We start from the raw sequence: 26,766 nt of genomic DNA, 5'->3' as shown, positions 1-26,766 counted from the left end.
GGTGGGACCTCGCGCCTGTCGTAAGCGGGCCGATGCTTCTTTGGATCGACTGTGTCCGCTGCCTGTCGAACCGCAACGGCGGACCGATGTTCCGGTGCGTGGAGAGAATTTTGGGGCCATTCCAGACCGGGCGCCTGGGAACGATCCGTCGAGGCAAGCAGCGGAGCGCTTAGATTGGAGCGAACAGCGTGGTGAGGCCTCTGGAGCGCTTGCAAGCGCACGTTGCGAAATTGCTCAATTGGGCAACGTCTTCAACTGGGGTTCTCTACGGTGAAATCTCGCGGATCATGTCTCATCTGCTGAATGTGACAACTCAGGAGTTCTCCTGCTATGGTCGAGGCTGCATTTAAGCGCACATCTAAGCGTTAGTCAGAGCCGACATGTGGGGGCACCAATTTTCGGCGATGGGCCCGGAAGCTGACGACTGCAGCGGAGCTACCGGAGAACGGGCTTCGACAGGCGCGCTGAATGTGGGTGAAAACACACATGGTTACAGCCGCACCACCACCAGGTTCAATGCGTGCGCGGCAGCCGGAGGGGGCGCCCCGGTTGCGAGCCCTGACATAACACAAGCCCAGGCAACCACGAGCTCATTTCGGTACAGTCCTCAAGGTACCGGGCTGGCGGCGATTGCTTGGCGGAGACCATAATCCCCCACAGAGACAGCATGGGAGGGTTGTGGAATCTGCTCTCTCTAAAAGAGGCTTTGGGCCGGCGGCCGCTGGCTCGCGCCCGCGAGACTTCTTCGGCAACGGGGCAGATGCCACAAACGGCAATTGGCGATTGGACCCGTGCGGCGCTCATACGTCACCTCTCGTTCCGGGCCGGGTGCCGCGCCTTCCGGTAAGCCGCGCCTGAAGCAGCACTACGACCAGCAGGAAGAGCCCCCGGATTACGGACTGCCAGTAGGCCGAGAGGGAGATCCAACCCATCCCGTTTTCAAAGTTCAGGATGTTGAAAAGGATGCCGAGCAGGAGCACGCCGGCGAGCGTGGTCAAGACCGATCCGGACCCGCCCGTAAGCAGCGTGCCGCCCACAACCACGGCAGCGATGGCAAACAACTCCCAGCCGACGCCCTCGATCGGCTGGCCGGCCCCGAATTGCGAAGCAAGAACGACGCCGGCGAGCCCGGCCAGGCACCCGCTTGCGACATACACGAGAAACTTGACGCGATCTGTGCGCAGGCCCATCAGCCGCGACGCATCCTCGCCACCGCCGATTGCCAGCACCGTCCGTCCCGTGCTGGTGTAGTTCAGGACGACCGATCCGAGCACGTACGCGACCAGGGCGATGATCGCCGGAATCGGGAAGATCCAGAAATTTCCTTGACCGATGGCGGTGAAACCAGAATCGTAGGAAACCGACACCGTCTGGTTCCCGGCAAGAAGCAGCGCGGAGCCGCTTGCGGCCAGCATGGTGGCAAGCGTGGCGATGAACGGCATCAGGTTCCCGCGCGTAACCAAAAGCGCGTTGATCAGACCGGCCGCCAGCCCGGCGCCCACACCCGCCGCAAGGCCGGCCGCTATGCCGTGCGGGCTAGCCAGGGCCGAAGCGACGCTGCCCAGGGCAGCAACCGAACCCACGGACAGGTCAATGCCGCCCGTCATGATGACAAAGCACATGCCGAGCGCGACGAGCGCGAACATCGAATTGTAGCGCAGCACGCTCACCACATTGAAGAAGCCCAAGAAGCGGTCGTAGCGCAGGAATCCGAAGAGGACGAGCGCTGCAAGCGCGATGACAACACCGTAGGTGCCGATGATGCGGACCAGTCGGGCGCTGTTCATGGATTACACTCTGTGTTGCTGCTGCAGCCAGACGGCGAACGCGATGATGCCTGCCTTGACCACGAGTGCAGCGGCGTCGGGCACGCCATTGGCAAGCAGCGTGTAGCGCACCAGCTGGATGGTCAGCGCGCCGAGCAGCGTGCCGAAAATCGTTGCCTTGCCGCCGCTGAGCAGAGTGCCGCCAACCGCGACGGCCGCGATGGCATCGAGTTCCATGCCGAGCCCGACCAGATTTGCGTCGCTGGAGGAGTTGATTGCGATGACCACCAGGCCGGCCAGCCCTGCGCACAGGCCGCTGATCGCATAGACCGCGAGCTTGATCTTCGATACCGCGATGCCCGCGAGTTCCGAGGCCTCTTCATTGCCGCCGACCGCCAAGATGCTTCGTCCAAACACCGTGCGGTGAAGCGCCCACGCCGCCGCCGCGACCAGCACCGCCATTATGATGACCTGCGCAGGGATGCCGAGCGGACGGGCAAGCCCGATCCATTGGAATTGCGGCACGCGGAAGGTCTGCAGATTGCCGTTTGTCATCACCTGGGCGATCCCGCGCCCGGCGATGAACAGCACCAGCGTTGCGACGATAGGCTGGATGCGGAAGCGGGAGACCAGCCAGCCATTGAACAGTCCGAACAGGCCGGCAACGAGGATCGAGGTGATCATCGCGACGGCCACCGCCAGATAGATGTTCCCGACCGGGAAAATCGTCCCCAGGAAGATCATCGGTGCCAATGCGCCGGAAATCGCCATCAGCGACCCAACCGAAAGGTCGATCCCGCCTGTGGCGATTACCAGCGTCATCCCGACCGCGACGATAACTATCGTGCAGACCTGGGTCAGGTTGACGTTGAGCGTCTGCAGCGTCGCGAAATTGCGCGTATAGGCAAGATTGAAGGCGATGAGCACCACCAGCGCGATCACCGTGCCGTAGCGCGCCAGGAAGCCGAACAGATTGAAGCCGCGGGTTCCGGCGTCGTGGGCTGCGGATGGCCTGGTCAGATCGCTCACGCTGCCGTCCCTTCCGCCGAACTCCCATGCGCCATCGCCGCGAGCACGTCCTCCTCGCTCGTTGCCTGGCCTTCCAGTTCGGCCACGCTCTCCCCCTCGCGCAGGACGAATATCCGGTCGGCCCCTTCCAACACTTCCTCAAGTTCCGAGGAGATCATCAGCACGCCGAGCCCGTCATCGGCAAGTGTGCGGATGAGGCGCTGGATCTCGCCCTTCGCTCCGACATCGATGCCGCGTGTCGGCTCGTCGAGAATGAGCAGCTTCGGGTTCATCGCCAGCCAGCGGGCGAGCAGCACCTTTTGCTGGTTCCCGCCGGAGAGTTCCCGGACCTTCTGGTTGGGACCAGAGCATTTGATGCCGAGTTCGCGAATGAAACGCTCGACGATCTCCCGCTGCCGGGCTTCGTTGAGGATGCCGTTGCGACTGATCTTTGGCAGCAGTGCCAGTGTTATGTTCTCCGCCACCGTCATCTCCGGCACGATGCCCTCGGCCTTGCGGTCCTCTGTGCAGAAGCCCAATCCGGCCGCGATGGCGTCGGCGGCTCGCGCGGGGCGGTAGGATGCCCCTTCCATCGTCATCTCCCCGGCCTTCAGGCGGTCGGCGCCGAAGACAAGCCGGGCTGTTTCGGTGCGGCCAGCACCGAGCAAGCCGGCAAAGCCGGCGATCTCGCCTCGGCGCACGTCGAAAGTCACATCACGAACCGACTGGCCAGCTGCCAGCCCCTGCGCGGCAAACAGCACGTCGCCGATCCTGGATCGATCGCGCTCGCCGAATGCGGTCGCATGGCCCTCGACCGCCGCGACATCGCGGCCGAGCATGGCCGCGACCAGTTCCAGCCTGCCGATGTCGCTCATAGCGGCGCTGCGCACCGTGCGGCCATCGCGCATGATCGTGACCCGGTCGCAGACCTCGTAGAGCTCGTCGAGCTTGTGGCTGACGAATAGAACCGAAACGCCCTCGACCTTGAGCTGCCGGATGACGCTGAACAGAACCGAGACTTCACGCTCATCGAGCGACGACGTCGGCTCATCCATGATCACGAGGCGGGCGGAAAATCCGATGGCGCGGGCGATCGCTACCATCTGCTGCGTGGCGGTGTTGAAGTCGCTGAGTGGGTGGCGCACGTCGATGTGCATCGAAAACCGGCTGAGCAGGCGCTCGGCTTCCGCATGCATCGCCCTCCAGTCAAGCAGGCCGCGGCGGCGGTTCTCGCGTCCGAGGCAGATGTTCTCGGTCACCGAGCGAAGCGGGACGAGATTGATCTCCTGGTAGATGGTGCTGATGCCGCTGACCTGTGCCTGATGCGGAGAGCCGACCTCGAACGGCTTCTGCTCGAACAGCACCTGGCCCGCATCCCGGCGGTAATAGCCGGTGAGCACCTTGATAAGCGTCGACTTGCCCGCGCCGTTCTGGCCGATGAGGGCGTGGACCTCGCCCGGCCCAACCTGGAGCGACGCGTCTGCAAGGGCAGGGATGCCGGCAAAACGCTTCTGGATGTCACGCATGTCCAGGAGCAGCGCGGCTGGGTCCGGCTGAGCGGTCATCGGCGAACTCCGAAACCCTACCCGCCGGAGCGGGTAGGGAAGATGGCAGGAGAGTGGATATCAGAATGCAATAGCGAAGTCTTTCTTCGCATTCGTCGCGTCGAAGAAGGCATCCTCGTTCTTGATGAAGGGCGGGATCTTCTTACCGGCGGCATAGTCGGCCATCGTGGCGAAAGCCTTGGGCCCGAACAGCGGGCTGCAGGCGCAGATGGCGCCGATCTTGCCGTCGATGATCGCCTGGACGCCTTCCTTCTCGCCGTCGATCGACAAGATCAGCACATCCTTCCCGGGGGTCTTGCCGGAGGCCTCCAAAGCGGCGATCGCACCCAGCGCCATCTCGTCATTATGCGCGTAGATGATATCCGCATCGGGATGCGCCTGAAGCAGCGTCTCGGCCACCTGGCGGCCCTTGTCGCGGGCGAAGTCGCCCGACTGGGACGCCAAAATCTTGAATTCCGAGTGCTTGGCGATGAAATCGTCGAAGCCCTTCTTTCGGTCGGTCGCTGCCGACGCGCCAGTCGTGCCTTCGAGTTCGATGATCTTCGATTTTCCGTTGGCGTTCTTGACCAGCCATTCGCCGATACGGGTTGCCTCCTCGATGAAATCGGAACCGATGAAGCAGACATAGTCCTCGCCGGGCTTTGCCATAGTGTGGTCGACGTCCCGATCGATCAGGAAGACCGGGATGCCGGCATCGCGGGCGGCCAGGATGACGGGGACCAGCGGTTTGTCCTCGCGCGGAGGCAAGAAGATAGCGTCGACGCCTTGTGCGATCATCGAGTTTACGTCGGCGGCCTGCTTTGCAGACGACCCTGCGGCATCCGTATAAACCAGTTGATGGCCTAGCTTGGCGGCTTCGTCCTGCATGCTCTTGGTCTCGGCAAGGCGCCACGGATTGTTGCTTTCTGTCTGGGCGAAGCCGACCTTGTACTTGTCCTTCTTGGCCAGCGGCGGCAGCGCCGCAGAGGCGCGTGAGCCGAGCGTAAGCGCGACAGCGCCTGCGGCGGAGCCTACGAGTAGTTTTCGACGGGTAATGATCATGCTCTTTCCTCCTTGATTGTCGCTTTGTGCGACCGTGGACTTTCCTCACGATTTCGGCCTGACGGTCTTTGCATGCTCCCGCCGGCAACCTGGATCACTTCTATGCCGCCTCCAGGATGAAGTCGGCGCAGCGGTCGCCCAGCATCATCGCCGGCGCGGCAGTGTTGCCGGCATTGATGTTCGGGCAGGCCGACATGTCGGCAACCCGCAGATTGTCTATCCCGCGCACGCGCATCGCTGCGTCCAGTACCGCCATCCGGTCGCTGTCGGCGCCCATTCGACATGTACCGGCCGGATGATAGTTGGTCTTGACGAAGCGCTTGCAATGTTTTGCCAGCGCCTCATCGCTGAGATCATCCTGACTCGGCACGGCGATGGCCTTGACCCGATCGGCGAGGGGCTTGGTCTGGAAAGCCTGCAGGAAATAACGCTGACCAGAGATCATGTCCCGCATGTCGTCTGGATGTTTGAGCAGATTGGGCGAAACGACTGGCATGTCCTTGGGGTCCGCCGAACGCAGCCTCACGAAACCACGCGACTTCGGCTTCACCACAACCGTCGTGACGGTAAGCCCATAGGTGTTCTCGACCAGAGTGAGGATATCGCGGTCCAGATAGACGTGCGGAACGCAGAAGGCCTGGATCGTCGGTTCACCATCCGGATCGGCCGGATTGACGAAGGCGCCGGCCTCGACGCCGGCCGACAGGATCGTGCCGGTGCCGAAGAGTTTAAAATGCAGGCCGTTCCTGATCATTCGCCAGCCTTGGCCTTGCCTGAAATAGCCGTAAGGGCCGTTTGCCGTGGCGATGATCGGGACCTCGGGATGGTCGATCAGATTCTCGCCGACCCCGGGAAGGTCGGCGACGCAGGCAATGCCACACCCGGCAAGCGCGTCGGCTGGACCGATACCGGACAGCATGAGCAGTTTCGGCGAGATGAGGGCGCCGGACGAGACAATTACGTCGGCATCCGCATAGGTGGTATGCTCGGCGCCCGATGCATCGGAGTAGACGACGCCGGTAGCCCGTCCGTTCTCGATCAGCAGCCGGTTGACAGTGCAGTTGAGCTTGAGGGTCAGCTTAGGGTCATTCGTCAGCGGCTCGATGAAAGCGTAGGCGGCGCTGCTGCGCTTTCCGCGCCGGTTCATGAACTGGTAGAAGCCGACGCCGCGCTGCGAAGGCCCGTTGAAATCATGGTTGTACGGCAGTCCCAGCCCCTGGACCGTCTGCACGAACCAACGCGAAACATCATCGATGTGGCCTGGATCCGAGACCAGCAGCGGACCTTCGATGCCGTGCAGTTGGCCGCCCAGCCGATTGTTTCCTTCCATGCCGGTGAAGTGCGGAAGCACCGCCTGCCAATTCCAGCGTACGCCGGCATTGTTGCCTCGCAGCATCTCGTCCCACTCGTCGTAGTCGGCCGAGCGGCCTCGCATATACACCTGCGCGTTGACCGAGGTGCCGCCGCCCAGCACGTTGCCTTGCGAGATTTCATGAACGCGGCCGTCGAGGTGGGCTTGCGGCTCGGTGCGGTGATAGCGCATGAACTTCGAGCCGTTGATCATCTTGAAGATGCCGGGCGGCATGTCGAGCAGGGGGTGATGATGGGAATGGCCGGCCTCCAGCAGCAGGGCTCGCCTTCCTGCTTTGACCAACCTTGCCGCCGCGACGCATCCGGCTGCCCCGCCGCCCACCACGATATGATCGTAGGTCTGCGTCATGCCTCAGGCGCCTCACGGCTTTCGAATGTACCGCGGACATACTCCCACGCCGCCGAAAGATGGTTGAGCAGTGCCCGCTCAGCGCCGTCAGGATCGCGCTCGATAATGGCGATGCAGATTTCCCGATGGCTAAGGAAATTCACTTGGTTGCGCTCGGGCGATCGGGGCATGCGCATCCACTGTGGCGACAGCCAGGCGGTGAATGCCTTGTGCACTACAGGCAGCACTGGGTTACGGGCAGTGTCGTAAAGCACGGCATGGAAAGCCACGTCGGTTGCGTAGAATTGCTGCGAGTCTGGAATAGCCGCTTCGTTCATCGCCAGCGCGGCCCTGAGCGCTGCGATGTCTTCCTTGCGAGCATGGATAGCCGCGTTGCGAGCTAGAGATCCCTCGAGGAAGACGCGCAAATCATAGAGGTTCTTCACGCCTGCCTGGTCGCTCAGCAGATGGCCGACAATTCCCTCGAGGGCGCCGAGCGCGGCGTCCAGACCGGGCCTGCGTGCAATTGGCCTGAAGCGTGGACGCGCTTCCACCAGCCCGCGGCTGGCCAGCCGCGCAATCGCCTCACGCACAACGCCCCGGCCCACGCCATATTCGATCATCAGTTCGCGCTCTGCCGGCAGGTAGCTGCCGTCGCCAAGTCTTCCCGAGGTGATCTCGGCCTCGATGCCAGCCACCATCGCGTCGGCCGCGCGGGCGGCAGTAATTGCCACGGGCATCTCACGACGGTCTCCCGCATCCAGCAAGCTTTCTTCCTCCCCAGCAGTGATGCCATTAGAAAGCAAATCGGACTAAAGCACAAGCTCATGCATGGTTTTGTAGGACCAAATGAATGGCCATGCTCAGTAGTTGGCTCGAAGGCGGTCGAATCGGTTGCCAGATGGCAAGCTCGGTGCAATTATGGTCTGACGAAAAAGATGATTGGGAAGAAGCATGAACGGCACCGAGATCAAGGAGGTCGAGACCCGGCTGTTCCGGGTCCCGCTGCGTGAGGTGATGACCGATGCCAAGCACGGCGCGCACACGCATTTCGAGCTGGTGACCGTCACGTTGAGGCTTGCCGATGGAAGCGAGGGCACGGGCTACACCTACACCGGCGGCAAGGGCGGCTATGCCATCAAGGCAATGATCGAGCATGACCTCGCGCCGTTCCTGCAGGGACGCGACGCGACCGGAATCGAGACGCTCTATGACGGCATGCTGTGGCACATCCACTATGTCGGGCGCGGCGGCATCGCTTCTTTCGCGATATCAGCGATCGACATTGCGTTGTGGGATATCAAGGGCCGGCGCAGCGGATTGCCGCTGTGGCAAATGGCTGGCCGGGCAGGGAAGACCGCCAAGGCCTATCGGGGCGGCATCGACCTGAACTTCACCCTCGATCAGCTTCTGGCCAGCATCGATTCCTATCTGAAGGCCGGCTTCACAGCGGTAAAAATCAAGGTCGGCAAGGATAATCTCGCCGATGATGTCGCCCGTGTGAAGGCGGTGCGCGAGCGCATCGGGCCCCAGACCACCTTTATGGTCGACGCCAACTACGCGCTGGACGTCCCGCGAGCGATCGAAGCAGCGAGAGCATTCGCGCCATACAATCTGCTGTGGTTCGAGGAGCCCATCATACCCGACGACTTTGAAGGTTACGCCAGCATTGCCAAGGCAACCGGTATGCCGCTGGCCATGGGGGAAAACCTGCATGTCATCGAAGAGTTCGAGCATGCCTTTGCTTGGTCTAAGCTCGGTTACATCCAACCTGACGCCTCCAACTGCGGCGGAGTGACGGGCTGGCTGCGCGTGGCAGCGCTCTCCCGCAAAGCTGGCATTCCGGTCTGCAGTCACGGAATGCAGGAACTTCACGTCAGCCTCGTTGCAGGTCAGACAAATGCCGGCTGGGTAGAGGCGCATAGCTTCGATATTGACCAATACACACTTGAGCCGCTTAGACTTCAGGATGGTTTTGCGATAGCACCCGACGAGCCTGGCGTGGGCGTGGTCTTCGATTGGCAGAAATTGGCGACCTTCACGGATACGACCGCCTGAACCGCGGCACACGGCAAGACTTCGACGGCGTCAGTTTGCCTGGGCACCGTTCGTGCCTCTCATTGTGCATGTGTTGCGCCAGGACACGTCGCCGAGCACAGTGCCTTGTCGCTCCGCACGACTACGAGCTCGGTCGGCAGCAGGGAGCTATCTTTGGGTACGATGAGGGCCAGTTCTGAGGAACCAGACAGTGATCCTGCGCGGGTTGGAATCGGAATTGCGACCGGCTCAGGCTTTCAGGCGTCCACTTTCATCACTGAACAGCAACGGCAGCTGTTCGGCGAAATCTGAATTGGGCTGTTATCACAGTTAATTGTCAGCCTCCGGCAACTTGGGTAACTGGTATGCAGCTTTTCAGGAGAGCCGCATGTTTTACCCGGGCCGTTTTCTGGAACCGAACGACATTGAAATGCTTGCCCGAGTTGCTGAGACGATCAGTAACGAGCGCGGTGTCGCGTCCAAGTCGCCACAGCGGGAGCGCTTGGCTGCACACCTACTCAAGCTGTTCATGAACGGCTTAGCTGGGTAGTATGAATTGCTGGACGCCGAGAGAAACAGGGCTCGACCTCAAGGGCACGACTGTTCCGAAGATCTCTGACAGCGCCATTGCGATCAGCGGAGCTGATTTGGCATGAGCCCGCATCCATCGCGGTGACTGCTTGGCAAGGCAGGTCGCATTCACTGCCTTTCCGAGCGCTTTTGGCGCCGCCTCCGCTGCATTCCCACTCGAGTGTCGCCGGTAATTGGCCTGTCCGGTCAGACAACTGCTACTCCAGACCATCGGTGGCGGAATTCAAGGTGCTTCGCAGGGAACTTGGGCGCTCGTCACAGCTGTCATTGCGGTCACCGGTGGCCGCCTGATGTAGTCGGTGCAGCCGTCGCCGGCCCGCCACCAGATGCTGAGTCGGGGGCGGCTCCCAGCGTGGGATCGGCAAAGAACGATCACGTTTGGCCATGGCGACGATGATCATCAAGAAGGCGAGCATGTGATCATACCCATCATGTCGTCACCAAACTTTTTGGTGATGATGATCATCCTGCCGCCGATGTTAATTGCCGGGTTTCACACTGAGGCACAGAGAACTCACGTTTGGAACCTCAGCAGCCTTCCATCTCGCATGGGCGACAGCGGCGCCGCCATTCCAAGCAGGACTCTCCGCCACAAATATGCTGAGCGGATCAGCTCACTATGTCGGTTGGCCAATTGCGCACCATGATCCATATCCTTCCGGAACAAGTTGGATTAGCCGAAGTTCGACCCGCAGGCGCCATACTCATGCTCCCCGCCCGTGGCGCACCGGCCCGCTGCTTTCCCCTCGTGGCAGCGGGCCATTACCCAAATCAACATCTACCTGCTTCTGTTGCTAAACGCCTGCGTCGCGTGCTCCAGCTTCCAAAGCGGTCAACAATGTAGTCGAAGCCAGCGAACGGCAGCTATACATGGCTACTCTGCGGAACCAGCCAGTCCGGAATCGGCCCCATTCCAGCCATTGCTAATGATCACCGGAACTGACGGAATGGGCAGGCCTATTGACGTTATAAAAACACACAACGCGCGTTCAATGTTCACTCTTTGTATTTGAAAAGTCGCATAATTGGCAGTCTGGAATTTGCCAAGTAGGCGTCGCACGAGCCTTTTCTGACATCCAGTCTGAGCATGCGGCGAACCGCATTTTGGCGCGCAATCCCCGCGCGGCCATTCACCGCTTCAAAGCAGGCATCATGGATAACCACGCTTAAGATCGTTGCTGTGCACCATAAGCCAGGCACACGGCGAATGATGGCCAGCACAGCCATCAAGCTGCAGGCAGTTGCGCCAATAGGGTATCCCTTAGCAGAATGAAGGCTTCGGCTTGTGGTATATTACCGCAGCACCCCACGAGGTAATTCACGGATATTTGTCCGCTGCCCTTGTTCCAAGTATCAGCCGAAGCTCATAACACCGTTGGCTGAGTGCAGGGTCCTTTCAGCTTGCCTGCTTGGCGGAGGGCGGTACGTGGCGCGGCTTTTGGTCGTTGAGGATGAGAGCGTTCTGGCGCGGCATATCCAAGTCACGCTGGAGCGTGCGGGCTATGCGGTCGACATCGTCCATAGCATCGCCGACGGTATGCATGCTCTCGGCGCGGCCGCCTTTGATTTACTGGTTCTCGACAGGCAATTGCCGGACGGCGACGGCTTGCTGCTACTGGACTTTGCCCGACAAACCAAACTGGCCATTCCAGTGCTATTCTTGACAGCGCGTTCGAGCCTTGACGACCGCGTCGCGGCGCTCAATCGGGGGGCAGACGACTATCTTTGCAAGCCTTTTGAAGGCGCCGAACTTGTTGCGCGTGTGGCTGCGCTGCTGCGTCGCCCGCGCGAGGTAGTCGCCGCGACGGTTGAGGCCGGAAACATCGTCCTCGACAAGGCAACGCATTCGGCGATGGTCGGCGGCAAACCGTTGATGATTGCGCGGCGCGAAAGCATGCTTCTCGAGCAACTGGTCTGCCGCTCTGGCCAGGTCGTCAGCCGGGAAATGTTGGACGCCAAGCTCTTTGGCTTCGGCGACAGTGCCTCGCCCAATGCGATCGAGGCTAGCGTCTACCGGCTGCGCAGCGCGCTCGGCAATCTCGGCGCGGACCGACAGATACACACCGTCCGCGGCATCGGATATTGCCTTGCGCCTTAGCGAACGCATGTTCGGCTCGATCGGGTTTCGCCTGAGCCTTCAGCTCTCGCTGCTGTTCATACTCTTCGCCGCCGCCTGCGCTGTCCTGATCGGCTATCAGTTGTCCAACATCGACGAGACTGCGAGGTCGCTTCGCCTGCAGCGCCAGGCGCATGAAATCAGGGCGGCCCTGCGCCTCGGCAACGGCGCTACCCCAACCGTGGATCTGCCCGCAGATCGCATGGTCCGATATCAGGGGGAAGCACCGGCATTCTTTTACGCGCTCCGCGACGGCGCCGGCAATCTCGTCATGACCTCCTCGAAGGCCCTGCAGGACAGATTCGGCGCGCTGTTTATCCGCGAGGTGCCGCCTGGCGAGACCGACACGGAAGGCAAGGATGGGCTCGACGATGCCTTCTACTTCCTGACGCAGCCGGTGAATGCGCCGGGCGAGAGCCTGCTTCTGATCGTTGGGCAGCATGCCTCGCCGGTAGACGCGCTGCTGCGGGAGGTGGAGTGGCGTTTGCTGACAGGCACACTGCTCGCGGCCATCCCGATCTGCCTTATTGTGTTCGCGGCCAGCCTGGCGATCGTCCGTTCCGGCTTCGCACCGGTGCGAAGACTGTCTCAAGCAACCGACAGGATCGGGCCAGGCGATCCGGCGGCGCGCATCGCCGAGGCCGATCTGCCGATGGAGTTGCGGGGCTTGGCCGAGGCTGCCAACGCTGCGGCGGGCCGGCTGCAGCAGGCCATCACCAGCCAGCGACGCTTCACGGCGGACACAGCCCATCAGCTTCTGACGCCATTGGCTCTATTGTCGGCGCGGATCGAGCAAAGCGCGGTACCGTACTCGGACCCCGGCGTGCGCGGCGATATCGTGCGCATGCAAAACCTCGTCAGGCAATTGCTCAACCTGTCGCGGCTTGCCGTGGCGCCGCGGCCTCGAGAGAAAGTGGATCTCAGAATCGTTGCCAAGGATGTCGTGACAGCGATGGCTCCTCTGGCCATCTCCGAAGGAAAGAGCCTCTCCTATGAAGCGTCCGAAACACCTTGCCTGACGACAGGAGACGCGTCGGCGATCGGCGAGGCGCTTGCCAATGTCATCCGCAACGGCCTGCGCCACACGGCTCCCAGCACCTGCGTCGACATAGCGGTCGAATTGCCGGCCAGCATCACCGTCGCCGACAAGGGAGACGGCATTGCCGAGGCGTATCGGCAGCGTCTGCTGGAGCCATTCTTTACCACCGAGGCCGACAAAGGCGGCTCCGGTCTTGGTCTGGCTATCGTCGATGAGATTATGCGTCAGCATGGCGGTGTCGTGGGGGCCGAAAATGTTCCGGAAGGCGGCGCCCTGTTCCGGCTCAGCTTCAAGGCGACTTAGAGATTCTCGGTAGGCGAGTGCACTCGGTCCCGGTTGACGTCAGCCCGGCATAATAAAAGTTCGTAGAAAGCGCGTATCGGGCGAAGTTCGTCAGGTTGTCGTCAGGTTCTTCTTGTAGCGTGAGCGTGTGAGCACCCAACAATATCGCTTCTTGGCCAGAACCTCGCCCTTCAATGGCGGGGAATCACTAAGTGTGAAGCGCGAGATTATTTGTTCTTGCGAGCAGAAGTGAGCGAGGAAATGGCTGAAGCGAGTAATGCGAACGAGCCGAATGAGGCCGTGGTAGACATCGATAAGCATGGCGAAGCAGTACAGCGGTCGATCAGCATTGTTCATTTTTGGGATAAGAACCGGCTGGTGATGCCTTGGATGGAAGGTTACCTTCCTAGTAATCGAATGTGGGAAGATGGAATTGCAACGGTATTCAGCTTTTTTGCTGCCTTTTGTATATTTGGAACGATTTTTCACGTCATCCTAAAATCAGATAAGGTATTTGCGGCGGTTTGACTCGTTGCATTTGCATATATTTTTGGCAGCTTTAACACAAGAATGGCGCGCTCACAGCGGAAATTCTTTGTAGGCAATAAAAACGAAGGAAATATCTGAAGTGTCGAACACGAATATTTCGGATGATGATTTAGATGACGGCGGTCAAAATGGCGATGCGGCGCGGGAAATCATCCGGATTGAGCAATTCTGGGGTAGGAACCGATTAGTTTGGCCTTGGATGGATACTTATCTCCCTCGCAACCGTATGTGGGCCGATATTATTGCAACGGTAATTCAGATAGGGATAGCTTTTGCGGTGTCTGCAATATTATTTCATGTAATATTTAGAATAGATAAGGCTTTATTTATATTTGGTCTTGCTTGTATTTCATATGTCTTCGGAAGTTTTAATATCAGAATGGCTCGCGCTCAGCAACAATTCATTATAGCTAAGAGAAATGGGGCAAAAAATGGCTGATGCGGATAATAAAACGAATGGCTCAAATGAGGGTATCGTTCATCTGGGCACGGCTGGCGAATGGTTGGATTACGCCATGTCAGCACAGAACAGTGCTTTGGAGGCTATCAGCAAGACATACGGCGAATCCGTAGGGCTTGCTCTCGAATCTGTGACAACAGTGACCGACGACGGTCTTCGTTTTTTGGGATCAGCTACAGGATTGATCCACTACTATTATGAAGACAACATGTCTCCCCTTGGTGCTCTTTCTGCGACAGCTACGCAAGTAGGTGCAGAAGTTGTAGGAGCCGGTGTCGGAGAGGGGTTGCTTCCTATAGGAGGGGGCTTCCTGGGAGAAGTCGCCGCAGGCGGGGTGACGCAGAAATGGATCGACAGCGATTTCGGTCCTGGTGCGACTGCCGCAGCCAGCGACCCCTCTTTTCTTTCCGACATGGCTCAGCCGGGCAATAGCGCATTCCTTATGGGGTCGGGTCTGCCGGCCGAAACGTGGCAGCCCGGCGTGACCTATTTAAATCCGCAATTCGCTTACACTGCGACTGCGGTGCAAAGTTTGCAAGACGGCACACTACAAGATTGGGCAGGATACGATTCGCCCAAGGAACAGATGACGCCTGCCGATTGGGCAACTCAGGGGAATGGTGCTGTCAATTCAACTCTATTACCCTATATCGGCACAGACAGCACCAATGACGGGAGCTATTTCGACGGCGCCGCCCCGGGTGCCATGCTGGGCGGGGTTTCCTATCCGGACGACAACAGCCCCTATGCGAGCGCTTCTTCCGTTTCAAATTATTCGAGTATCTTCGGTGCGGGGTTTGACCCTACCAATCTCGATGATCCGAGCGATCTGAGCCCGACGGGCGATTCCATTTCAAGCGACGAGGGTAGCTACGAACCGAGCGGTTACTACCCTGACCCGACTGGCGGCTACAATGCAAGTTCGACCGGCAGCTATCCGAGCGCGGATAACTCGGGTAGCAGCAGTGGCGGTTCGAGCGATGACACCGGCGATGTCGGCGACTACTATCCGTCTAGCGACGACGACTACCCCGTTTACAGTGATGGCGGCGACGATTTCGTACCCATCCTGCTTGACCTGTCCGGCAAGGGGATCAAGGTCACCGAACTGACCCGGTCGAACACCTTCTCCGACACAACAGGTTCGGGACTTTCGCACAGAACGGCCTGGGCCGGGGCGGGGACGGCGGTGCTGTTCTTCGATCCTAACAATCTGAACCAGATCGTCGATAAGAACCAGTACATCTTCACGCAGTGGGATCCGACCGCCAAGGACGATATGCAGGCGCTGCGGGACGTCTTCGACAGCAATGGCGACGGGGTTTTCAATGCCTCGGATGCCAAGTGGTCGCAGTTCAAGGTGATGGTCACGAATGCAGATGGAACGACGACAGTCGAGACATTGGCGCAGGCCGGGATCACGTCGATTAACCTGACCGGGGATACGACCGATATCCAATATGCGGACGGCTCAGCTATCACGAGCGAGACGACGTTCACGAAGAGCGATGGCACGACGGGCACGGTAGCCGCAACCAGTCTTGCATCTGACGCAAGTGGCTACGCGGTCAGCACCAGCACCAATACGTCCACGGTGGGCGGCGTCACCACCACGGCGATCACCAGTACCGGCACCAACGCCGACGGCTCCGTCGCCTTCGTGGATGTGCAGACGACAGTGGTCAATGGCAGCAGCGTTACAAGAACCACGACCTATGACGACAATGGCGATGGGGTCATCGACCGCAAGCAGGTGATCGCCACGACGGTGGATGGCTCGGGCAACACGACGGAACTTTGGACGAACCACAATGGCGGCGGAACCAAGCTCTCGGCGGTGCAGACGGTAACCTCGGCCGACGGCAAGACCATTACGATCTCGCGGGATGCAACAGGTGGCGGCTGGTTCGGCCAGTTGGAACTGCAGGCCACGGCTGGCGACGGCTCGCGCACCGATACGATCACCAATCTCAATGCCGATGGCAGCGAAATCAACAAGAGCACGACCAGCTATTCGGCCAACGGCCTGACCAAGACCGTGGCTACCGACATAGACGGCAATGGCACCACGGACCGGACTGTTACAGACAGCCTTGTGGTCAACGGCGACGGCTCGCGCAACGAGACCGTTACCACCACTTCGAATAATGGATCGGACCTGGGGACGGTGTGGACGGCCACAAGTGTGAACGGCAAGACCCAGACGGTTTCGACCGACTATATGGGAAGCGGTACAGTGGATCGCGTTGTCGACACCGCAATCACAATCAATGCCGATGGAACTTCGACCTCCACACTTCAAAACTATGGTGGCAACGGCAGCTATATCGATGGTCAGACCGTCACCAAGAGCGCCGATGGACTGTCCACCACCACGGTGCAGGACCTAAATGGCACGCATGGCGCGGACCGTACCACCACCGACACGATGACGCTCAATGCCGATAGCAGCCGCGACGAGGTGGTGACTGTCACTTCGCTCAATGGCAGCTTGGTCAGCCAGATCACCACCCATTTGGGCGCCGACCAGATCAGCAAGACAGTCTCCATCGACGGCATGGGCATTGGCCACGCCACGAGCACCGAGACGGTGAGCATTAACGGTACGACCGGCGTCAAGACCGACACGACCTCCAACCTGGCCGCCAATGGCTCGCTGCTCAACCAAAGTGTGGTCACCACCTCGTCGGATGGCTTGTCCAGGACCACGACAACGGATGTGAATGGCGATGGCGCCATCGATACCAAGGTAACCGATGTCACGGTCAAGAACGCCGATGGCAGCGCCACGGAGACCATTGGAAACTATGCCAGCAATGGCACCCTACTGGATCAGACCATCATCACCACCAGCGCCGATGGCCTGACAGTGACCACGGCCACTGATGTCAATGGCGACGGGGTGACCGATACCACGGTCAAGGACCAGAAGGTCAACAATGCCGATGGCTCGGTGACAGAAACGGTGACCGAGACCAGCGCCAATGGCAGCCTGCTGCATCAGGCGGTGACGGTGACCTCGGCCGACCGGCGCACGCAAACGATCACCGACTATGGCGTGCATACGGTGAGCGGAACCAATACGGCCTATGTCGATGAGACCGAGTCCATCACCACGGCTTCCAGCGGGACGGTGACGGATCTCACCAGTCGGTTTGCCATCAATGGCAGCCTGGTCAACCGGGTTGAGACGGTGACCTCCGCCAATGGGCTCACAACCACCACCAATATTGACGCGACCGGCCATGGCAATGCCTGGGACAGCACGACAACTGAGACCACGACCTACAATACGGACGGTTCGATCGGGACCGACCAAGCGGCCTGGGCACCCAATGGCACGCTGCTCGATCGTGCCGATACATCTGTGAATGGCACCGGAACGTCGAACAACGCCACCAAGGACGTTAATGGCGATGGCAGCAACGATCTCGATACCAAGAGGTCAGAAACCTATTCGACGAATGGCAGCCTGACCACCACCGTTGGCAACTACAATGGCTCAGGATCGACACTGCTCGACCAAACCCAGACTCTGATCTCCGCGAACGGTCTGAGCAAGACCATTAGCCATGACTTCAATGGCGATGGGACCATCGACCAAACCACGACCGACAATTTGCAGTACAATGCCAATGGCAGCACTACCGAGACTGTCACCGACTATAACGGCACCAGTTCGGGAACAGTGCGCGATGTCAGCACCACGACGGCCAATGTCCTGGTGTCCGGCGTCGGCCGGCAAACCACGACCACCTTGCAGTCCAATGGTTCGGTGCCGTTTTATTCGACCGATACCGTGACTCCTCTGGCCACCGGCGAGGTGGACGAGACTGCGCAGATCTATGCCTCGCAAGGTGGCGCCCTGCTACGGCAGACCAAACAAGCGGTAAGCGGCAACGATCTGACCGCCACGCTCTATACCGATGTGAACGGGGATGGCGCCTGGGACTTCTGGAATACCGACACGAAGACCATCGATGCCGACGGCAGCGACACGGATACGGCTTCACTGAGTAACGCCAGTGGCCTGGTCTCGGAGAAAGTCACGACCGTCTCCGGCAATGGTCTTTCAACCACCACGTCCTATGACCAGAATGGCGCGGTGAGCGGCGGTGCCGCAGTGTTCAACAAGATTGTCACCGATGTGACAGCCGTCAATGCCGATGGCAGCGAGACGCAAACCGCAACCGCCAAGGCCCAGAACGGATCAACCGAGACCCAGTCCGTCGCCACCATCAGCGCCGACCGGCTGACGGTGACCACCAACCGCTATCTCGATGAAACGGGAACGATCACCCATCTGGACCAGTCCGATGTCGACCAGACCAATGCCGATGGCTCGCTCACCGAGACCTTGACCAGTTGGGGAACCACTGCCGTGCTCCTCAGCACGATCGTGACGGCGACCACCGCCAATGGTCTGGCCAGCACCATGACCTACAAGAACGGGTCAGGGACGGTCACCGATACCCAAAGCACCACCAAGACCCTCAACACCGATGGCAGCGCGACCACAGTCTTCAGCGACAATGATGTGGTGGTTTCGGGCACGACGCTCGCTACATCCCGCACCACGACTGTGAGCGGCAATGGTCTCACGTCCACCACGGCCCTTACGATCAGCGGCCGCTTGAATTCGGCCATGGCGGCGAGCACCACCGCCTCCGAGACCAGCAGCACGGTGATTGCGGCCACCGGTACTGAAACCACCACCAATGCCGATACGGTGGGTGGCACGGCAGCTGACACCGAGACCATCACGGTCTCCGGTAATGGTCTTTCCACCACCACGTCGCTGCAGCAGCAGGGCGCGGCCAGCGCCCTCTATACAGACCAGAAGACCATCAATCTCGACGGCTCTACCACCGAGACCGAGACCTATTACGACCAGAGCGCGCTTAGCCTGATCCTGGCGCAAACCACCACGAATGTGAGCTGGGACGGGCGCACCACCACGACGACGACCAAGAGCGCCTATGATGGGTCCGGGCAGACCATCACCGCCGATGCTAGCGATCTGGGGGAAGGGGATTCTCCTCCTGCCACCTATACGCCCAGCTTTGCCACACCCTACAATCTCACCACGGATGTCTATGTTCGAAATGCAGATGGCACGACTACCGAGACCAGGAGCGGTACTGGTGCTTTCGGAGCTCCTGCTTACGAACAGACCTTCAACTGGTCGACCACGGTCGATGCCGGACAGCTGCTCGCAATCACCAATCAGGACCAGCGCGGTGTCACGGTCAGCCAGAGTGCGCAGGAGGTCTCGTCTGCGGGCCTGAATACAGGCTTTGCCTTCGACACGACCGGGCTTGAATCCAAATCGACACTGACCACGGCAGCCTCGGATATCAAAACCGGGGCCAGCCTGCCTGGCTCCATGCTGGCCACCGACATTATCGGTTCGGGCGCCACCGTGCTCAATGCTGATGGCAGCCAGACCACGACGACACAAAGCGCCTTCGGCAACAGCTTCAGCAATCTGCGCCAGAAGATCGTCACGACGGTCAGCGCCAACGGGCTGGTGACTGTCAAGCAGGTCGATAATGATGGGAATGGCGTCGTCGAACAGGTTGATACCACAACCGTCAACCCGGATGGCTCCTCCACCACGATTGACAACTACTACAGCAATACGACGGGGCCGGGCGGAGCCGTCACCGGCAGCAATACCTATACCCGCAGCGCCAATGGCCTGGTCACGACCCTGGTCGCCTCGAGCGGCATTACCGATACCACGGTGGACTTTGCCAATGCCTATGGCAGCTATCAATGGTCGCGGAGTGTGACAGCAGGCAGTGTGGCCGCCAGCAATGGTTCGGCCTCTGGTTGGTCAGCCCATAGCATTGATGCCAACGGCATGGACACCTGGACGATCAATGACGGCTTGGGCGATGCCCAGAAAACCATCACCATCTCGGTAGGACTTGAAAACCAATATATCGCCCAGGCGAACGAATTGTACCGCGTGATGATGGGTCATGCGATGGACGATTCCCAAACCCAATACCTATCGGAATACATCCCCAACGGCGTCTTCAACGAAGAACAACTGGCCTATAAAATCTACCTTGACTCACCGGAATATCACGCGAACTTCGCTTTATGGCAAACCTATCAAGGCATAGCCGGATATATGAACAGCCCTATTCCATTCTATGAGAATGCTTTAGGTCGATTGCCAACGGCGGAAGAAATGGCCAATACGGGGTATTATATCGCGCAAGAAAACTCCCAAGGCGTGCAAGGCATTTCTGATGATTGGGCACAAGCAGCCGTGCAGGTGGCCCAATATGCGGCGGACTATGACTTCAACACCAGTCGCACCGCCACGGATCCCAATGTCAGCCTGCTCTTTGCCGGTGCGGGTACCAGTGCGACCTCACCAAACTGGATCAGTCCGGGTTCAAGCTCGATCCAGGTCGGAACCGCCGGCACTTATTCCTATTCGCATGACTTCATTGTCGACATGAATGCAACGTCTGGTAACGCGGTGGCGATGACGATCAATGGCAGCGACGATCTCGTCCAGATACAGGGAGAGGGCGGCAGCGTCACCATGAACGGCTTCAACGATTCGGTTGAAGTCATGGGATACACGGTAACGGTGACGGCCTCAAATGCCGATGTTCTGCTTGATTATAACAGCATCGCCACGGTGACCGGCAATTATGACCAGATCGCCCAAGCCGGGCCTTCGAAACTGACGCTTAATGCGGGCTCCACGAACGACGTCATCGCTATTGGTGCTGGACCGTCGGGCTTTGGGGACTATCCAAACAGCGATACTTATTCGACCACCACCGCCTCGAATGCTTCCATCACGCTCGCGGCCGGTGCCGCGGACGTGCTGACCGGTTCGGGCAACCAGATATCGCTCGCCAACGGCGACACGTTGACTGCCTCGAGCAATACGATTGCCATTGCGGCGGGTACCACTGTGACGCTCACCGGCAGCAGCGACACGATCAATGTCAGTAGCGGCTCGGTCATCAACTTCGGAGCGAGTTCAACCGACACTTTGTCGACCACGGGCCTTACGCTCAATCTGACGAACGGCGATGTGATCACGGCGAACTCGGAAGCGATCGGTGTCGCCGCATCCGCCACAGTGACGGTGACCGGGTCTGGCAACACCATCACCCTCGCGAATGGCGCCAAGCTTACGGCATCAAACGATGCAGTTTCAGCTGCTGCAGCGGCATCAGTGACGGTGACGGGCAATGGCGATACTATTACCGGCGGTAGCGCCGCGGTCATTAATCTCGGTGCCAGTTCGACCGATACGGTCGCAACGACGGGATTGACCGTGAAGCTGGTGGCGGGCGACAGTCTGACAGCGTCAAGCGATGCGGTCAGCGTTGCAGCAAGTGCCACCGTTACCGTTACCGGCAACAGCGACACAATCACAGGTGCCAGCGGCACGGTGATCAATCTTGGCGCCAATTCGACGGATACCGTATCCACCACCGGTCTGACTGTGAAGCTGGTCGGAGGCGACAGCCTGACAGCGTCTTCCGACACGATCAATGTTGCCGCCGCAGCCTCCGCAACGGTTACAGGCAACAGCAACACCATCACTGGCGGCTCCGGCTCAGTCATCAATTTCGGAGCCAGTTCGACCGACACCGTCTCGACGACAGCGCTCGCTCTCAATCTCGCCAACAGTGATACGATTACTGCGAGTTCCGAAACCGTGGGCATGGCAAACGGCGCGACGGACAAAGTCACCGGCAATTCGAACGTGTTCAATGTGGGCTCCAGTGACACCCTGACGCTGTCCGGCACATCCGAAACTGTTCAATATGGCACCGTGACGGGTGCTGACACGCTGAGCGGTTTCGCCTCCAGTGATATCATCCAGCTCTCGCATCTCGACTTTGCCAACTGGACCGCATTGCAGGCCGCAATGACTCAATCGGGTTCCAACACGGTGATCAGGCTCGATGCCAGCGACACGATCACTTTGACAGGAGTCACCAAGACAAATCTGACCTCGAGCGAGTTTCGCTTCGCCTAGATCTCGAACGGATGGGGATTGGAGCGACTATGAGGGTCGGTTTTGCGCGGGAACAGAGATGTTCCTCCCCTGCAGGATCGCGCGTGCTGGGCGACATCCCCGGCGCGGGCTGGTGTTCATTTCAGTTTGATCTGCTCAAGGCGGGTTTGATCCTGTGAAGCACGCTGACGCGCCTGAGGCTGGTTCTGCTTTCGATATTGGCTTGGCCAATCTCTGCCTGATCGCAGGCTATTACCGCATTCCCGCCGACCAGGCCCAGCTTCGCCACCAATTGGCGCTATCGATTCCCTCGGAGCCTGAGGATCTGATCCGCGGCGCCAAGCTGCTGGGTCTGAAAGCCCGTACTGTGAAACTGGCCAAGCCTGAGCGCCTCGGAGCCATTCCGTTGCCCGCCGTGCTGTTCCTGAAGGACGGAGGCAGCGCGGTATTGGCGGCTGCTTCGGAAAAAGGGAAAGTGCGGCTGGTCGATCCCTTGCGCCGTTCGGCCCATGAGGCAGACCTTAAGGAGGCATTTGAGCTTTCCACAGGCAAGGCGCTTCTGGTCACCCGCAGACTGGGAGGTGCTGGCAGCGATCCCGACCATTTCGGGTTCTTCTGGTTTTTGCCGTCGCTGTGGCGCTACCGCAAGGCTCTGGCGCAGGTCTTCACCGCCTCGCTTTTCATCCAGGTTTTCGCTCTGATCACGCCGCTATTTTTCCAGCTCGTCGTCGACAAGGTGCTTGTGCACAAGGGCATTTCCACCTTGACGATGCTGGTGATTGGCCTTCTCACTTTGGGCTTATTTGAATCTATCCTGCAATTCCTTCGAAGCTATACTCTCAACCATACGACCAACCGCATCGACGTCGAGCTGGGGCGGCGGCTGTTCCACCATCTGTTTCGCCTGCCAGTTGGCTATTTTGAAACACGACCCGCCGGCCAAACGGTAGCGCGAATGCGCGAACTGGAAACTATCCGCAGCTTTCTGACAGGGCAGGGGCTGACGGCGGTGCTGGATTTTCTGTTCACCCTCGTCTTCGTTGGCGTGCTCTTTATCTACTCCAGCACGTTGACGTTCGTCATTCTCGCTTCCGTCCCGGTCTACCTGCTCATTGCCCTGTTGCTGCGACCTCTTCTGCGGCGTCAGATTGACGAGAAATTCAACAGGGGTGCAAGATCCCAGCAGTTCCTGGTCGAATCGATCGTTGGCGCCCAGACGCTGAAGTCGGCCAGCGTGGAACCGATGATGCAGGCGCAATGGGAGGAGCGCCTTGCCTCTTATGTCAGCACGTCGTTTGACGCGACAGTGACGGGTTCTCTGGGCCAGGGACTTATCCAATATGTGAGCAAGGCGGTTAATGCGCTGATCCTCTTTCTCGGCGCAAGCGAAGTTATGTCTGGCAACATGTCGGTGGGCGAACTCATTGCCTTTAACATGATCGCCGGCCAGGTTGTCCAACCCGTGCTGCGGCTTTCGCAATTGTGGCAGGACTTCCAACAGGTTCAGGTCTCGGTGGCGAGATTGGGGGACATTCTCAATGCCCCACCCGAGCCCAGCCCGCAGAGTGTGCTGACGCTCCCGCCCATTCGCGGCGACATCGAGTTCCGAAATGTCACGATGCGCTATCGTCCCGATGCGCCGGACGTTCTGCGTAGCGTCACACTTGGCATTCAAGCCGGTGAAGTAGTCGGGGTTGTCGGTCTTTCGGGCTCCGGTAAATCCACACTGTCCAAGATGGTTCAGCGTCTCTACGGCCCCGCTAGTGGGCAGATTCTCCTGGACGGCATCGATATTGCCCAGCTCGATCCTGGCTGGCTGCGTCGGCAGATCGGCGTGGTGCTCCAAGAAAATGTCCTTTTCAATCGCACCATTCATGAAAATATTGCGCTCAGCGATCCTGCGATGTCACGTGCCCAGGTGATAGAGGCTGCGCGTCTTGCAGGCGCGGACGAGTTTATCGCCCAGCTGCCGCAAGGCTATGACACAATGATCGAGGAGAGAGGTGCTAATCTCTCTGGAGGGCAGAGGCAGCGCATAGCGATTGCCCGGGCCCTTTCCACCAATCCGAGGATCTTGATCCTCGATGAGGCTACGTCGGCTCTCGATTACGAGAGCGAGCGCATCATTCAGGACAATATGCATGCGATCGCGCAAGGGAGGACTGTGCTCATTATCGCCCATCGCTTGGCGGCATTGCGGCCTTGCAACCGGATCATCGGCATGGCCAAGGGCGAGATCATCGAGAGCGGCACGCATAGCCAGCTCGTGAACAATCCCAAGGGGCTTTATGCCGGGCTGTGGACGTTGCAAATGGAGCAGGCAAGACCAGCATGAAGCACGCTCCGGGAACTGCGGACAAGGAGAGAACCGGCCAAGCGCACCAGTCAGGCCAGATAAGGGGGCGTGATCTGCAGTTCCTGCCAGCCGCTCTGGAAATTCTGGAGACACCGACGCCGCCAGTGGCAACCGCGTTCATGATGACTATCTGCGCGTTCGCGGCGGCTGCCATTCTCTGGTCTTTCATCGGCCATCTCGATGTCGATGCCGTTGCCCCGGGCAAAATTGAGGCCCTGGGGCATGCCAAAGTCATTGAAGCCATCGATCCGGGCAAGCTCGCTTCCATCCATGTCGAGCCGGGATCAAATGTTCATTCTGGCGATCTCCTCGTGGAATTCGACCCAGCTGAGAGCCGGGCCGAGCTCGACGCGGCCCAAAGCGAACTCTATGCAGCCCAGGCTGAGATCGCCCGCAGGCGATTTGCCATCGGGCAGATTCAGGGATTGGCGGTGAAGTTGCAGTCTGATCCATCCCAAACGGCGCCTTCGGCACCTTTGGTTCCAGTTATCCAAGCCTCGGCGGATGTGCGGTGGAACGCCTCTATCCCATCGGAAACTCGGCAACGCGAGCAGACGGAGCTTCAAGCCGATTTTGCGGTTTTGGCCTCGACATTGGAGAGCCTCGACAAGCAGTCAATGGGCAGACAAGCCAGTCTGTCGCGTCTGCATATGAGCATCGGTCATGAGAATGACCTGATTGAAACCCTTTCCCAGGCCGCTGCAATGCGCCAAGAATCTGTGGTTAGGCAGGTCGATAGCAAGATCAACCTTTATGATGCCCAAGCGGAGCTGGAGAAATCTCAATCACAACTGGCTTCCGACACAGGACAGTTAGCCGAGGCACAAGCGGCGCTTGACGAGACTTTCAGCGACAAGCGCAAGGCGGTGGAGCAATTCCTAGCCGATTATGCCGGCAAGTTGGCTGACGCTGAGAAGCACGGCGATGACGAAGCCCAGGCCGTCAACAAGGCCGAAGCGCTTTTGGCGCACACAAAGCTCACCGCGCCGGTCGACGGGATCGTTCAAGATCTCGCTGCCACCACGCTCGGTCAAGTCTTCACCACCGGCCAGCAGATCATGACCATAGCCCCCGCGAAGCCCAGCCTCCAGGTGGAGGCCCTGGTTCCCAACACCGACATCGGATTCCTGAAACTTGGCCAGTCCGCTGTCATCAAGGTGGATGCCTTCCCGTTCACCCGCTTCGGCACCGTGCGCGGTCATATCGTCAGGATCGCGGCCGGAGCCGTTGAAGAACAGGAGGCCAAGCGGCAGTTGGCCGATGCGGTCGCAGCCGCCAACGAGGCTACAACTTCCGCCGGCGCATCGCCGGGGGCCGCCCCAAACTTTGTGTTCCCCATCACCTTAGAACTCGATCAGAGCAGCATTGCCGTTGATGGTACCGATATCCCGCTCGCCTCCGGCATGAGCGTGGTTGCCGAAGTTCGTACAGGCGAGCGCCGCATCATCGATTATCTGGTTTCGCCTTTGGCTAAGATTTCCAGCGAGGCGTTCAAGGAGAGATGATGTGGCAGCAGCGGCAGCACGCGTCTCCAACATTCGAAAATGCCAAGCGCGAGGTCCGGTTACCCACAAGCGCGAGCCCGCGAAATCGTGAGCATGTCCTCCAACGCCAGCCAGAAAGTGTCTATTTCCATGAGATCTAACACGTTTGCTGTCCTCCTTTTTTCTAGCCTTCTAAGTCTGGGCATTGTACAGCCCGCGAACGCGGACCCGTGTCCGTGGCGACTGCGCTTCTATTTCGGACAAGACGGTACCGGCAGCGCAATGGCACATAGCGGCAAAAAATGCGCATTTCCCGTCTACGCCCATGGAACCAGTAGCAACTCAAGTCTGAAAATCATTTCCGCTCCTCAACACGGCGTCGCTAGTGCCACAAGCCGATCAGGCTTCACTTATCAATCTCAAAGCGGTTACAAAGGTAGCGACACCTTTGTTTTCACTGTTACGGGAAAAAGCGCCGAACGCTCAGGTACCTCGAAAATCACCATGAACATCAAAGTTGACTGAGGCAGTGGCCGGTTCGGTCCTTGATTGCGCCCTCACGTGATTCATGCAAGGCCGGTTTTGTGGCAAATGTCTCCGACAGCGCACATTCCGCTTCAGCCATTCACAAACCGTCGGTTCGCCGGATGGAACCGGAGCTGAAGCATCGAAAGACGTAAGCTATGCCGGATGTTCGCTTTTTGTGCTCCGAAAGTTGCACAAAAGGGGCAGTCTGGTGTGATGTCCGGAATTATCAGGCTTTTCGTG

The 26,766-nt window shown here is 59.4% G+C and carries 17 protein-coding genes; 10 read left to right on the top strand and 7 right to left on the bottom strand.

Features of this window, described 5'->3' with window-relative positions; all coding sequences use genetic code 11:
- Nucleotides 1-800 precede the first annotated feature (800 nt).
- The 6 genes from LB571_RS04400 to LB571_RS04375 all read right to left on the bottom strand — a co-directional run bounded on the left by LB571_RS04400 (nt 801) and on the right by LB571_RS04375 (nt 7,819).
- Entirely contained in the window at nt 801-1,787 is a 987-nt protein-coding gene (locus LB571_RS04400) for an ABC transporter permease (RefSeq protein ID WP_224592487.1), read from the bottom strand.
- Nucleotides 1,788-1,790: 3 nt separating this feature from the next.
- On the bottom strand, nt 1,791-2,786 hold the full coding sequence (locus tag LB571_RS04395; RefSeq protein ID WP_411961426.1) for an ABC transporter permease: 996 nt from the start codon (nt 2,784-2,786) through the stop codon (nt 1,791-1,793).
- Nucleotides 2,787-2,791: 5 nt separating this feature from the next.
- On the bottom strand, nt 2,792-4,339 hold the full coding sequence (locus LB571_RS04390) for a sugar ABC transporter ATP-binding protein (RefSeq protein WP_015316587.1): 1,548 nt from the start codon (nt 4,337-4,339) through the stop codon (nt 2,792-2,794).
- Between the two features lie 60 nt (nt 4,340-4,399).
- A complete protein-coding gene (locus tag LB571_RS04385) occupies nt 4,400-5,380 on the bottom strand; it encodes an ABC transporter substrate-binding protein (RefSeq protein ID WP_224592484.1) in 981 nt (326 codons plus the stop codon).
- 100 nt (nt 5,381-5,480) lie between these two features.
- Nucleotides 5,481-7,100, bottom strand: coding sequence for a GMC family oxidoreductase (locus LB571_RS04380; protein WP_224592481.1), 1,620 nt, complete (start codon nt 7,098-7,100; stop codon nt 5,481-5,483).
- Nucleotides 7,097-7,819, bottom strand: coding sequence for an FCD domain-containing protein (locus LB571_RS04375; RefSeq protein WP_224592478.1), 723 nt, complete (start codon nt 7,817-7,819; stop codon nt 7,097-7,099). The genes LB571_RS04380 and LB571_RS04375 overlap by 4 nt, the downstream gene beginning before the upstream one ends.
- Nucleotides 7,820-8,033: 214 nt before the next feature.
- On the opposite strand from LB571_RS04375, the gene LB571_RS04370 reads away from it, so the two are divergent.
- Nucleotides 8,034-9,137, top strand: coding sequence for a mandelate racemase/muconate lactonizing enzyme family protein (locus LB571_RS04370; protein ID WP_224592475.1), 1,104 nt, complete (start codon nt 8,034-8,036; stop codon nt 9,135-9,137).
- 367 nt (nt 9,138-9,504) lie between these two features.
- Nucleotides 9,505-9,666, top strand: a complete 162-nt coding sequence (locus LB571_RS04365) for a hypothetical protein (protein WP_224587825.1) — start codon at nt 9,505-9,507, stop codon at nt 9,664-9,666.
- 238 nt (nt 9,667-9,904) lie between these two features.
- On the opposite strand, the gene LB571_RS04360 is transcribed toward LB571_RS04365, so the two are convergent.
- The gene (locus tag LB571_RS04360) at nt 9,905-10,123 is read right to left on the bottom strand and encodes a hypothetical protein (RefSeq protein WP_224592472.1); all 219 of its coding nucleotides are present in this window, start codon (nt 10,121-10,123) and stop codon (nt 9,905-9,907) included.
- Between the two features lie 1,010 nt (nt 10,124-11,133).
- Here LB571_RS04360 and LB571_RS04355 point away from each other — a divergent pair.
- The 8 genes from LB571_RS04355 (at nt 11,134) to LB571_RS28940 (ending at nt 26,523) form a co-directional block, all read left to right on the top strand.
- A complete protein-coding gene (locus LB571_RS04355) occupies nt 11,134-11,805 on the top strand; it encodes a response regulator transcription factor (protein WP_224592469.1) in 672 nt (223 codons plus the stop codon).
- 7 nt (nt 11,806-11,812) lie between these two features.
- Nucleotides 11,813-13,165: a sensor histidine kinase gene (locus LB571_RS04350; protein WP_224592466.1), complete on the top strand. Its 1,353-nt coding sequence runs from the start codon at nt 11,813-11,815 to the stop codon at nt 13,163-13,165.
- Between the two features lie 240 nt (nt 13,166-13,405).
- A complete protein-coding gene (locus LB571_RS04345) occupies nt 13,406-13,672 on the top strand; it encodes a hypothetical protein (RefSeq protein ID WP_224592463.1) in 267 nt (88 codons plus the stop codon).
- 100 nt (nt 13,673-13,772) lie between these two features.
- A complete protein-coding gene (locus LB571_RS04340) occupies nt 13,773-14,132 on the top strand; it encodes a hypothetical protein (RefSeq protein WP_224592460.1) in 360 nt (119 codons plus the stop codon).
- Complete coding sequence (locus tag LB571_RS04335) at nt 14,125-22,179, top strand: beta strand repeat-containing protein (RefSeq protein WP_224592458.1); 8,055 nt, start codon at nt 14,125-14,127, stop codon at nt 22,177-22,179. Before LB571_RS04340 ends, LB571_RS04335 begins: the two co-directional genes overlap by 8 nt.
- Before the next feature lie 154 nt (nt 22,180-22,333).
- Nucleotides 22,334-24,493: a type I secretion system permease/ATPase gene (locus LB571_RS04330; protein ID WP_224592456.1), complete on the top strand. Its 2,160-nt coding sequence runs from the start codon at nt 22,334-22,336 to the stop codon at nt 24,491-24,493.
- Nucleotides 24,490-26,019 carry an HlyD family type I secretion periplasmic adaptor subunit gene (locus tag LB571_RS04325; protein WP_224592455.1) on the top strand — a complete coding sequence of 510 codons (1,530 nt, stop codon included), beginning with the start codon at nt 24,490-24,492 and terminating at the stop codon, nt 26,017-26,019. Before LB571_RS04330 ends, LB571_RS04325 begins: the two co-directional genes overlap by 4 nt.
- Before the next feature lie 39 nt (nt 26,020-26,058).
- Nucleotides 26,059-26,523, top strand: a complete 465-nt coding sequence (locus tag LB571_RS28940) for an Ig-like domain-containing protein (RefSeq protein WP_411961425.1) — start codon at nt 26,059-26,061, stop codon at nt 26,521-26,523.
- The last annotated feature ends 243 nt before the right edge of the window (nt 26,524-26,766 follow it).

Source organism: Mesorhizobium sp. BR1-1-4 (assembly GCF_020165375.1).
GTDB classification, from domain to species: domain Bacteria; phylum Pseudomonadota; class Alphaproteobacteria; order Rhizobiales; family Rhizobiaceae; genus Mesorhizobium; species Mesorhizobium australicum.
The sequence above is the reverse complement of the archived record's forward strand: the minus strand, read 5'-3'. Positions and strand labels throughout refer to the sequence as shown.